This window comes from Gluconobacter sp. DsW_058 (assembly GCF_002153615.1).
Classification (GTDB): domain Bacteria; phylum Pseudomonadota; class Alphaproteobacteria; order Acetobacterales; family Acetobacteraceae; genus Gluconobacter; species Gluconobacter cerinus.
Map to the genome: position 1 here is coordinate 100,110 of NZ_JOPH01000034.1, position 10,858 is coordinate 110,967.

Here is a 10,858-nt window from a genome sequence, read left to right on the forward strand (position 1 = left end):
GGCACATTTGATATCGCCATACCCTGAGGCCAGAAAGATTAGAGCGCGGGGGCGTTAAACGTATCGCAGCGTTTGATATCGCCGCTTTCCAGTCCGCGTTTAAACCATGCGACTCTTTGGGCAGATGTCCCGTGGGTGAAGCTGTCCGGGACAACATAACCTTGAGCTTTGCGCTCCAGGCGATCGTCACCAACGGCTGAGGCCGCGTTCATGCCCTCTTCAATATCTCCGGTCTCAAGGAAGCGGCGGCTATCATTCGCACGTTTGGCCCAGACACCTGCGAAACAGTCCGCCTGCAACTCAACACGGACAGAAAGGCCATTTGCCCCTTTTTGTGCGGCGTTTCCCTGTCGATTGACCTGCTGCATAATGCCCAGTTCATTCTGGACATGGTGCCCTACCTCGTGAGCCACGACATAGGCCTTGGCAAAGTCGCCACTTGCTCCCAGACGATCCTGCAATTCCTGAAAGAACTGTAGATCCAGATAGACCTTATGGTCGGCAGGGCAATAGAATGGGCCCACGGATGTCTGTGCATACCCGCAGCCAGACTGTGTCCCGCCAGAAAAGAGAACCAGACCGGGATCATGATAGGTTCGGCCCATTTGCTGAAAGGTGCTGCTCCAGACATCTTCGGTTGAGCCGAGAATACGGGCGATGAATTTTCTGCCGGGGTCATCTTTTGCTGCCTGAGGCTGGCTGGTCGCCGGTGTATTTGCTGTCGGTCCGTTTTCCAGAAGGCTCAGGACTACACGGGGGTCTACGCCGAAGTACAGCGCTCCTATGACAAGGATGACACCGCCAATTCCTCCAATCCTCAAAGGGCCGCGTCCTCCGCCTCTGGAACCGCGTCGATCATCAATGTTGGTGCTTTCTCGTTGGTCGTCGAGACGCATGTGTGCTTCGCCCTGTTGCCGCTTCCCGGATGGGATGATTGTTAAATTATCCTTTATCAGATTTCGCGATTGTAAAGCACCGTTTGGGCGCCAGGCTTCGAAGAAGTGTGAAGACAGCCTCTACAACCTCGTGTCACAGTCACGACATCTGCAACAGGAGTCATTATCATGCTGTCGAGATCCGGTTTTCTGTTGGCCTTGTCATGTTTGACAGCCACGCCAGCATTGGCTGGCCCAAGTTTGGATCAAGCTCTCAAACTTTCCGAGCGAACGCCGGCATTCGTCGCCCGTGACAGTGTTCGACACCCGCTGGAAGAGCTGCAGTTTTTCGGGATAACTCCGACGTCCAATGTCGTAGAGATCTGGCCTGCTGGAGGGTACTGGACCCAAATCCTCGCGCCGTATCTTCATGACCAAGGCACCTATACAGTTGCTCTCGGGCCGGCAGATATCAAAAAGCAGAGTATTGCCAAGCTTCAGGCGACGCATCCGGATATCTACGGAACCGTCAAAACCACTCGTTTTGATGCAGAGAATTTGAATTTCGCACCGGCAGACAGTGCGGATCTCGTCATGACATTTCGAAATATGCATAACTGGATGGAAGCTGGAAATGCCCCGCAAATGCTGGAGGCAATCCACAAAGTACTGAAGCCTGGCGGTATTCTGGGTATTGAAGACCATCGCGGGAACACCAGCGCTCCGCAGGACCCGCAGGCAAAAGATGGCTATGTGAGACAGGCCTACGCTATTCAGATGATTGAAAAGGCGGGTTTCAAGCTTGTTGGGAGCTCCGAAATCAACGCCAATCCCCGGGATACGGCACAGTGGCCCAAAGGGATCTGGACCCTTCCTCCAACATACGCTCTGGGCCAGGTTGATCGCGCCAAATATGCCGCCATCGGGGAAGGGGACAATTTTGTTCTGAAATTCCAGAAGGTTGGAAATTAAATCCTAAAATCATTTTCTTTCTGTGAGGTGTGATTTTTCAGTCATTTAGGTCGTTGATAGCCATTGCAAGAGCCGTGGAGATCGTCTAGACCCACTTCACAGTCTGCGGGCATGGTGGAATTGGTAGACACGCCAGATTTAGGTTCTGGTGGCGCAAGCTGTGGGGGTTCAAGTCCCTCTGCCCGTACCAGTCATTTTCAATATCCTCGTTGTTCCGGCAGGCAAGATTGTCTGGCTTTAGGTCTGTGAGGGGCGTTGAAATATCTTCCGCTTGGTTTCGTCGGGTTTCTGGTTGCCGCATGTCCCGCACATGCGGCTTCGTGCCCGGCCTTATTTGCCAAAGGCGTTCCCCCCGCACTTCTGTCAGAGACCGCGCGCTCAGGCACTGTTCAGCTCTGTAATGACCATTATGCCGTTCTGGTTTCAGAAGCGACAAAGGGTCCGCTCTGGTCTGCTGAAGACCTGACCGAAGAAAATCTTGAAATTGCCGATGACACGAACCGACAAGGAAAATTCTTTCCCGATATGAGGCTGCCCGCCTCAATGCGTGCATCACTGACCGACTACAGAGCCTCAGGCTACGACCGAGGGCATATGACACCGAGCGGCAATGAGCCGGGCCTTGCGTCTCAGCAGCAGTCTTTCCTGCTGTCCAATATTGTTCCCCAAACGGGTGAGTTGAACCGTGGACCTTGGGAAGGTGTTGAAAGCGCTGTCAGAGGGTGGGCACGTCAGGAAGGCGAAATATTCGTCGTTACCGGCCCAGGATACGATCCCGAGCACACGGCAAAGATTGGAAGAGGGCGTATTCCGGTTCCCGCTGTGACATGGAAAGCCATATACGATCCTGCTTCCAACGGGACGGGCGCCTATGTGTGCCTGAACACTCGTAAACCAACCTGCAAGATCATAGCCGTTGCACTTTTAATGCAGCTCGTGAATGTGGACCCGTTTCCTGCTCTTCCACAATCCATGAAAGAACAGGTTGTAGGCATGCCGCCCATCAGGGAAAGTCCTTATGCACTTTCCAAGCGTCCTCGTAGCAACAGGCTCCTTAAGGAGTGGGGGTCCAAAGCGGCACAGAAGGCGATCAAGGCTCTCGTCAAGGCGCTTGTTCAATAAGCGCCTTGGTCGGCCGCCTTCTCGCTCAGGGTGTGAAAACAATCGTCTTGTTTCCATTTAGAATGGCCCGTCGTTCAATGTGATACCGTACGGCGCGAGCAAGTACGCGACGCTCGATATCACGTCCCTTACGGATCAGGTCTTCCGGGTCGTCAGCGTGAGAGATCCGCTCAACGTCCTGCTCAATGATCGGTCCTTCATCCAGATCGCTGGTGACATAATGGGCCGTTGCACCAATCAGCTTTACGCCACGGCTGAACGCCTGATGATAGGGGCGAGCACCTTTGAAGCCAGGTAGAAAGGAATGGTGAATGTTGATGCAACGTCCAGAAAGGCGAGTGGCCATTTCGTTGGAAAGGACCTGCATATATCGCGCCAGAACAGCCAGTTCAGCCCCACTCTCCTGAAAAACAGTCCAGATGCGCTGTTCCTGTTCCGCCTTGGTATCTTTGGTAATGGGAAGATGGTGAAATGGAACACCATGGAAATCCAGATCAGCATAGGTTTCCCGAGCATGATTGGAGATGATGCCAACCGGATCTATCTGTAATTCGCCAATACGCCAGCGATAGAGAAGGTCCACAAGGCAATGGTCAAAGCGGGACACAAAAAGGAGAACTTTCTGGCGCTTTGAGATGTCACTGATCTGCCAGTCCATCGAGAAATTTTCCGCCAGACGGGAAAATTCTGTTTTCAACTGGGTTTCGGATAACGCTTCTTTTGCCACATCGAAAACAATTCGCATGAAGAACTGCGTACTGCCTGTGTCATCAAACTGCTGTGCTTCCGTGATGTTGGCACCAAGTTCGTAAAGGCGCTGGCTGATTGCCGCTACAATGCCAGGTCGGTTAGGGCAGCTCAGGGTGACTACGAACGTTGTAAGCGTAGATGACTGACGGATCATGAAAGGTGGGGTCCAGGGTTGAGTTGCTACTTGGCAGGGTGAGGGATCAGTCCCACCCTATACGCTCGGGATGAGAGACAGGCAAAATACGGTGCAGAGGACTTTATGAAAATCGATGATTATCTACTAGCAGGATCGTTCCTGTTCTTCATTGCTCTGTCCGGGTATGCAAACGCGGCCGCCCAGAAAGAGGCTGCTCCGTCACCAGCAGAACAAAAACTCATTTCGCGTCAGATCGCCTCTATTCGCGATCCTCAAGAGAGGAATGCCGTGGCGACGCAAGGAACGGCTTGGCTTATGACAACCTATCTCTGTCAGTCTGCTGCCAGACGTGAACTCGTGAGGCTGGGAAGTTCAAGTAACCGCTTTTTTCTTCAAGACGATAAGCCTGAGAGCCAGAGAGTGATCAACGCGTCTCTAATACAAGGGCGAGGGCAATATCAGACGAAGACCAACCCTATTGAGTGGGTGACATTCACATGGGAATGTCACCTAGACCCCAACACCGGGAAAGTCCGAAAGTTTGACGTGAAGACGAAAAATCCGGTCCGGACCTTCCCATAATGCGTATCTTTAGGCAGGTTTTTGAATAAGCTCACCGCTTTCCAGAGCTGAACAAAACGTCTTCCAGTCCTTGTGAGTCTGGTCCGCATATGTCTCAGAGAATTCCGCTACGGCCGCAGCAAACGAAGCTCCTTTGCCCAGATATCCAGAGATCATACTGACATTTCCAGAGCGTGCATGGGCTCGAGCTAACGTACGGCCGCATAATTTTGCGTAATCCGCCAGACCATCCTGAGCAACGTCTGAACCAATTGCAGCTAATCGGCTGTCTTTCACGCGACGAACGTAAAACTGCCGCCCGCTTCCGGATAGATCTGGTGTGTCACTGGAGGTCGATGCATTACTGTGTGTCCATCCGAGGAAGGTGTCAGAGACAGCCTGCATGATCCTTTGGCCTGTTACGACACGTTCGCCCTGATTGGCGAATGGTGAGGTCCGCGTATCGGCCTGTAGAACGGACGCCTGAGCTTCCTTGATCTGCAAAAGCATGGTTTCACCATCGGCAGTTGAGAACAGTCCGATCGCACAGAATGTCCCGACGCTTCCGATCCCAACAACCTTGAAAATAACGTCTTTAAGGGTGTAGCGACGTAGCAGAATGGCGCGTTCTAACGGCTGCGTTTCAACGTATCGGTTGAAGGCAAGACGAATGGTGTCTTCCTGCTCTGGCAGCCGCATGACGAGCGGTGGCTTTTCTTTGAAGGAGGGATTTTTTCCGTCGCTGGCGATCAGGCCGAAATGCCCCTTCGCCGCTTCCAACCGGTCGGACAAAAGTTTTTCGGCGCGGGCCCGAACTTTCTGATCGTCGAAGCCGGCAATAGCAGCAGTCAGGTCAATTCGCTCTGACCAGATCTGAAGTGGGGTCATCGCGGCTAGCCGCGTCATTTGCTCGCAATATGAAAGGGACATATTGGCGGCTAGATCTCTGGCCGCCTTGCTGGATAACCCATTTTCCTGACCTGCAAGAACCAGAGACGTTCCCAGGCGCTTGATATCCCATTCGAATGGCGCCTTCAGAGTTTCATCAAAGTCATTGATATCAAAGACCGGTACGCCTTCCGGAGACGAATAACTGCCGAAATTAGCAAGATGGCAGTCTCCACAAGACTGAACATCAATGCCGGATGCTGGGGTTGATGCGAGGTCTTGAGCCATAACAATCGCTGCGCCGCGGAGGAACGTGAAGGGAGACACCTTCATTCGGTCATAGCGCACAGGCAAAAGAGACGGGATCCGGTCCTTACCCTGTTGAGATAGAAGGCTTACAGGGCTTTGCCGGGTCGAAGGAGAACTCCACTCGGCATGAGCTTCACGCGGAATTTTCTTTCTAAGCTTGGCCCCCTGACAATGGCTTTCTTTGCGCGTCAAAAGATCAGAGGCATGAGCAGTTATCTTTGGCGACGTATTCTGCATGGATATTCTGCCTTCCTATAGATCAGTTTTGAGAGACGGATTGTAGGGTCAGGAGGTCGAGCTTTCGGCTCCGGTGTGAAGGTTGCCCGAGTTACTGCTGGCTTGTCTGTTTCCGGAGAAACTTCTGAAAGCCCCGTTTTCCAAAGAACGTGAGCGCTGGCATGCTAAGACGCAGGAGCGTAGGCATCAGCAGGCAAAGGCCACCGAAAATTCCGTCGAGTGTCGGAAGAAAACGCTCCAGTTTTGGTTTGCGAATGAGCTTCAGAATTTCACACGCAACGTCTTCTGGCTTTGCGGGATCACTAACGAAATTGAGAACCGAGCCACCGTTTTCCATTTCCTGGCGTAGCATTCCGGTTTCCACAGCGCCTGGGAAGATAGAGGAAACAGAAATACCCTTGGAACGCACTTCCTGAGCTAATGATAATGCAAAGTTACGCAATCCTGCCTTTGTGGCGCCGTAGACACTACTTCCGGCCAAAGGAATTGTTGCAGCCATCGAATTTACCAGAATGATCCGACCACCAGCCGGAATTTTTGGCAGTAGAAGAGACGTCAGAGTAATGGGTGCGGTCAGGTTAATCGATATTTGCCGTATTATATCTTCTGGTGGAGAATTTTCTATCGTGCTTGGACTTATGATTGCGGCGCAATGAAGTAAAACGTCAATATGAGAAGTTTTTTCTGAAATTTTCTTATTGATCTGGCTGATATCGTGCAAGTTCGCAGCATCGTATCGGATATGTGTCAGTGCCTCATGCGATATATCCGGCGCAGTGCGGGACAGCGCGACGACAACATGCCCTTGGTCCAACAGTTTTTGGGTAACGATCGTCCCGATACCTCCAGACGCGCCCGTAAGAACGATGGTTTTAGAGGCTGAGACCGGCCTGCAGTGTGACTTGAAAGGCATCTAGGAAACAATCGTTGTGAGCATGGAGAGAACGTCAGGCGAGAAAAATTTGAAAGCGACGATACTCATACTCCTATTTCCCGTAAATTAAATCTAGAGGGATCAGGCATATTTTGAAATAAATTAATTTTACTTCCGCGAGGGCCTCCTACAGAAAGATTTTATCTGCCTTATTGTAACGTTATTCAGGTAATTTGGTGTATATTTCATAAAATAATAATTTCAATTACTTATTTTTTTAACGATGCTCGTCGTCGAGTGTCCATTGACAATATCGACCAAAGCTACCCGGCCACCATGTTCTTTTACGAAATCCCCTCCAACAACAGCATCTTCCGTGTAGTCGGCGCCCTTTACGACAACATTCGGTTTCAATGCTTTTATGATGTCCAGAGGCGTATCCTCATCGAAAATTACAACCATGTCGACGTCCCGTAACGCACCGATCACTGTTGAGCGTGCGATTTCATTTTGAACGGGGCGTGCCTCGCCTTTGAGTCTCTTGACGGACGCATCGCTGTTGATCGCGACGATGAGCTTATCGCCCTCGGCGGCCGCGCCTTTGATCAAAGCGATATGTCCGGGGTGGAGCAGGTCAAAACATCCATTTGTAAAAACGACAGAAGCCCCATGTTTGCGCCAGTTTTCGACAGTTCGCGCCGCGCTCTCCCAAGACGCCAGCAACCCGGCCTCTGGAACGTCTTTAAGGAGTTGCTGGCTCAGTTCTTCTCGCGAAATCGCCGCAGTGCCCAATTTTCTGACGACTATGGAAGCAGCAACGGTTGCGACCATCACCGCTGTATCAAGGTCCTGACCAGCCGAGAGCATGCTCGCCACTGTTGCGAGAACGGTGTCTCCTGCACCTGAAACGTCATATACCTCTGATTGGTGGGCAGCCTCATGATGAACGTGGCCGTTTCTCTGCCTGAGTGTCATGCCCTTTTCAGAACGCGTAAGAAGAACATCTCCGCCGAATTGTTCGGAGAGTGTCGCGGCCACCTTGAGAACCTCTTCATCCGTATTTACGGGGAGGTTGGTAGCAAGAGCCGCTTCGGTACGGTTCGGGGTGACCAAGGTCGCCCCCGAATAGGCCGTGAAATCTTTGCGTTTCGGATCTACGATAACAGGAATATTTTTCCCGCGCGCATACCCTATGATTGCTTCAAGAACGTCATCAGCCAGTACGCCTTTGGCATAGTCTGAACAGACAAGAACGTCCGAGTTATCGATCGCGACCTGTGCATTGGAGATCAGCCTCTGCCGAGTTTGCTCGGTAAAGCCCGTTACCTCTTCTTCATCAATGCGGACGATTTGCTGTTGGCCACTCAGAACCCGGGTTTTAGAAATGGTAGACCATTCAGGCTCTTCGACTAACCCGCAGACGTTAATGCCTTTATGTTTTCCCAGAATTGTCCGGAGGATATCGGCATTGGCGTCCGGGCCGACGACACCCACAAGATTGACAGTACACCCCAGAGAGGCAGCGTTGACAGCCACATTGGCGGCTCCACCAGGGACCACAGAATGCTTTGAGCGCAACAGGACAGGAACAGGTGCTTCAGGCGAAATGCGATTTACTGTTCCAACAATGTATTGGTCGAGAAGAATATCGCCGATAACCGTGAGACGACCAAAATCAAAGTTTTCTATCATGTCATTTACATCGCATTTGAATATTCCTTAGAAAATTTTCTAAAAAATCTTCGAAATGCTGTTCCTGTCGCTCAATTACTAGAGTTTGTTGCCTCAAAAACCTTAAGAGCTATCTTACCCGTTTTCAACGAATGGTCTAGATGCACCTACTGCGGTCTCCTCCCGATCCTATGGGCATAAGAATACTCGGTATAACTCAGCCACCCTTGCTAAAATGCCGCTCGGTTCATGGTAAAGTGGAAGGTTATAGAGACTGAAAGTGCAAATTTTCGGTTTTCTTGTGGTATATTATTCCAAAAAATATGGACGGTTTGAAACAAGCGCGATTATAAGATCCAATCCTTTTGTTCCAGCCTCTCTGCTGAAACCTTTGCGTGCGCAGGAAACACTTCTTCATGTCGTCTAACCCGGCAGTTTCGCCTCTCAGTTCATCTCAGCTTCGGATTTTAGCTCTTGCTTCGCTGGGAGGGGCACTGGAATTCTATGATTTTGTTATTTTTGCGTTCCTTGCAAAGCTGATTGCCGCGCACTTCTTCCCGGACAGTCAGGCTGAATGGTTGCGACAGGCGGAGGCATTCGGCCTTTTCGGAGCCGGCTATCTGGCACGTCCTGTAGGTGGGCTTATCATGGCCCATTTTGGAGACGTCGCAGGAAGAAAGAAGGTCTTTACGCTCAGCGTGCTCCTGATGGCGTTCCCGACCTTGTTGATGGGATTGCTGCCCGGCTACCAGACGCTTGGTATCATGGCTCCGCTCACATTGCTTATCCTGCGTATCATGCAGGGTGCGGCAATTGGCGGAGAAGCCCCTGGAGGCTGGGTATTCGTCTCCGAGCATGCTTCCAGCCGCCGTGTTGGTCTCGCCACGGGCCTTCTCACCGGCGGGCTGACGGGTGGTATTCTTCTTGGGTCTATCGTCATTTTGTTGCTGCATGCAGCCCTGGCGCCTGATGTGGTGTCAAACTGGGGTTGGCGTATTCCTTTCATTCTGGGCGGTGTTTTCGGCTTTGGAGCGATGTTCCTTCGGCGTTGGCTAGAAGAAACCCCTGTATTCCGGGAGATGCATGCGACGGCTAAAACTGCCGAGGCCATGCCCGCAAAGCTTCTGTTACGTGACCATCGCCGCGCCATTCTTTGCTCAATGATGACGACATGGACATTAACAGCAGCCATTGTGGTGCTCGTTCTCATGATGCCTCCGCTGATGCAGACGCTCCATCATGTGTCACCTTCCCAAACCATGCTGGCGAGCCTTGCCGCGACGTTTTGTCTTACAGTTTCAGTTGTTCTCGTGAGTGCGCTGACAGACGTTTTCTCTCTCAGAGCGCTAAGCGTGGCCTGCGGGCTCATGCTTGCTTTGGGAGGTTTTGGGCTCTATGCGCTCTTTCCGTTGTTCTCGGGCACGCTCGTGCCCTGGGCCGCATTGAGTGGGCTTTGCTGTGGGTTTGTCGGGCTCGTTCCTATTGGGATGCTGCGCGCATTTCCGGCTCAGGTTCGCTTTTCTGGCCTGTCTCTGTCGTATAATATTTCCTACGCAATCTTTGGTGGCCTCACACCAGCGATCATTTCAGCCCTGACGCCTCATACGCCAGTTGCGCCCGCTATTTACGTTGCACTTACGGCGCTTATCGGTGGTGTTGGTCTTTGGTTCTCACCCGAAAAGGCCTAGGGAAAAGATCTGTTATCGTCGGGATTCAAGCACGCGAGCTAATGAGGCCCAGACAATCGCGACGATGACAGCAGCCACTGAGAATGTTCCTGCCCAGACAAAAATTGCCACAACCGGGTTAGTCCAAAAAACGATAACGAGGCCAAGCAACGGAAAAATGAATCGTCCCCACCGAACTGACGGGGGCAATGTCAGATCAGGCAGACGTGCGAAGCGAAGCATCTTTGGTTCGCACGCGGCCTGAAGGCCAAGGCCAAGTAGCCAAAAGACCAAACATAAAATTAGCATCACAGACGGCGCACCACCTGAAGAGAGGCAAGTCCCAAGAGTAAGGCGCAAATGTCGGTTGCTGCAAAAACTGTAGGGGCATGCAGCATGGAGGCGCCGGGACGTGTCAGAAAGTCGAGCGGCGTTAGAAGAACGCCCAAGAATGCGAGAGCACCTAACTGTATCTTCCATCCCGGTAGAGCCCGATGCAGCAGAGACCAGAGCATCCCGGCAATGCAACTCAGGCCCCACACGGCAAAAAAGCAGTGGACTTCCGCCAGATGGCGCCCTGGGAGAGATGTGGGCAAAAGCCGGTTTGCCCAGAAGAAAGCCAATGTTGCCAAAAGGAATCCTGGAATACAGCCAATCGTGAGTCCCTCAGCGACGCGAAACATGACGCGCTTTCCGGAGACTTTGCGGCGCTTCATAAGAAAAATGGAGGGATCGAAGAACTATTGGTTGATGTACCTTGGTTTTGATTTTGGGCTTTTGGCGTGCTGATTGACGC

The 10,858-nt window shown here is 51.9% G+C and carries 10 protein-coding genes and 1 tRNA gene; 5 read left to right on the forward strand and 6 right to left on the reverse strand.

Annotated features, from left to right (window positions below):
* Positions 1-38: 38 nt before the first annotated feature.
* Positions 39-896, reverse strand: a complete 858-nt coding sequence (locus HK24_RS07120; protein ID WP_086633887.1) for a neutral zinc metallopeptidase — start codon at positions 894-896, stop codon at positions 39-41.
* Positions 897-1,064: 168 nt separating this feature from the next.
* Here HK24_RS07120 and HK24_RS07125 point away from each other — a divergent pair, with 168 nt between their 5' ends.
* From HK24_RS07125 to HK24_RS07135, 3 genes are all read left to right on the forward strand, one after another.
* Positions 1,065-1,847, forward strand: coding sequence for a class I SAM-dependent methyltransferase (locus HK24_RS07125; RefSeq protein WP_086633888.1), 783 nt, complete (start codon positions 1,065-1,067; stop codon positions 1,845-1,847).
* 105 nt (positions 1,848-1,952) lie between these two features.
* A tRNA-Leu gene (locus HK24_RS07130) sits at positions 1,953-2,037 on the forward strand.
* Positions 2,038-2,102: 65 nt separating this feature from the next.
* Positions 2,103-2,969 carry a DNA/RNA non-specific endonuclease gene (locus HK24_RS07135; RefSeq protein WP_086633889.1) on the forward strand — a complete coding sequence of 289 codons (867 nt, stop codon included), beginning with the start codon at positions 2,103-2,105 and terminating at the stop codon, positions 2,967-2,969.
* 25 nt (positions 2,970-2,994) lie between these two features.
* Here HK24_RS07135 and purU read toward each other — a convergent pair whose 3' ends face one another.
* A complete protein-coding gene (purU, locus tag HK24_RS07140; RefSeq protein ID WP_086633890.1) occupies positions 2,995-3,873 on the reverse strand; it encodes a formyltetrahydrofolate deformylase in 879 nt (292 codons plus the stop codon).
* A gap of 105 nt (positions 3,874-3,978) precedes the next feature.
* Between purU and HK24_RS07145 the strand changes: the two genes are divergently transcribed.
* Positions 3,979-4,437 carry a hypothetical protein gene (locus HK24_RS07145; RefSeq protein ID WP_086633891.1) on the forward strand — a complete coding sequence of 153 codons (459 nt, stop codon included), beginning with the start codon at positions 3,979-3,981 and terminating at the stop codon, positions 4,435-4,437.
* Positions 4,438-4,446: 9 nt separating this feature from the next.
* Here HK24_RS07145 and HK24_RS07150 read toward each other — a convergent pair whose 3' ends face one another.
* The 3 genes from HK24_RS07150 to rfaE1 form a co-directional block, all read right to left on the reverse strand.
* Complete coding sequence (locus HK24_RS07150; protein ID WP_086633892.1) at positions 4,447-5,850, reverse strand: DUF2252 domain-containing protein; 1,404 nt, start codon at positions 5,848-5,850, stop codon at positions 4,447-4,449.
* A 91-nt stretch (positions 5,851-5,941) separates the two neighbouring features.
* Entirely contained in the window at positions 5,942-6,763 is an 822-nt protein-coding gene (locus HK24_RS07155) for an SDR family oxidoreductase (RefSeq protein ID WP_086633893.1), read from the reverse strand.
* A 222-nt stretch (positions 6,764-6,985) separates the two neighbouring features.
* Positions 6,986-8,416: a D-glycero-beta-D-manno-heptose-7-phosphate kinase gene (rfaE1, locus tag HK24_RS07160; protein WP_086633894.1), complete on the reverse strand. Its 1,431-nt coding sequence runs from the start codon at positions 8,414-8,416 to the stop codon at positions 6,986-6,988.
* A 395-nt stretch (positions 8,417-8,811) separates the two neighbouring features.
* Here rfaE1 and HK24_RS07165 point away from each other — a divergent pair, with 395 nt between their 5' ends.
* The gene (locus HK24_RS07165; RefSeq protein ID WP_086633895.1) at positions 8,812-10,083 is read left to right on the forward strand and encodes an MFS transporter; all 1,272 of its coding nucleotides are present in this window, start codon (positions 8,812-8,814) and stop codon (positions 10,081-10,083) included.
* Positions 10,084-10,370: 287 nt separating this feature from the next.
* Here HK24_RS07165 and HK24_RS07175 read toward each other — a convergent pair whose 3' ends face one another.
* Positions 10,371-10,745: a hypothetical protein gene (locus HK24_RS07175; protein WP_233126162.1), complete on the reverse strand. Its 375-nt coding sequence runs from the start codon at positions 10,743-10,745 to the stop codon at positions 10,371-10,373.
* Positions 10,746-10,858: the final 113 nt, after the last annotated feature.

Coding starts and splice junctions, on each gene's coding strand:
- HK24_RS07120 (WP_086633887.1), bottom strand. CDS start 896: ATGCGTCTCGACGACCAACGAGAAAGCACCAACATTGATGATCGACGC.
- HK24_RS07125 (WP_086633888.1), top strand. CDS start 1,065: ATGCTGTCGAGATCCGGTTTTCTGTTGGCCTTGTCATGTTTGACAGCC.
- purU (WP_086633890.1), bottom strand. CDS start 3,873: ATGATCCGTCAGTCATCTACGCTTACAACGTTCGTAGTCACCCTGAGC.
- HK24_RS07145 (WP_086633891.1), top strand. CDS start 3,979: ATGAAAATCGATGATTATCTACTAGCAGGATCGTTCCTGTTCTTCATT.
- HK24_RS07150 (WP_086633892.1), bottom strand. CDS start 5,850: ATGCAGAATACGTCGCCAAAGATAACTGCTCATGCCTCTGATCTTTTG.
- HK24_RS07155 (WP_086633893.1), bottom strand. CDS start 6,763: ATGCCTTTCAAGTCACACTGCAGGCCGGTCTCAGCCTCTAAAACCATC.
- rfaE1 (WP_086633894.1), bottom strand. CDS start 8,416: ATGATAGAAAACTTTGATTTTGGTCGTCTCACGGTTATCGGCGATATT.
- HK24_RS07165 (WP_086633895.1), top strand. CDS start 8,812: ATGTCGTCTAACCCGGCAGTTTCGCCTCTCAGTTCATCTCAGCTTCGG.
- HK24_RS07175 (WP_233126162.1), bottom strand. CDS start 10,745: ATGTTTCGCGTCGCTGAGGGACTCACGATTGGCTGTATTCCAGGATTC.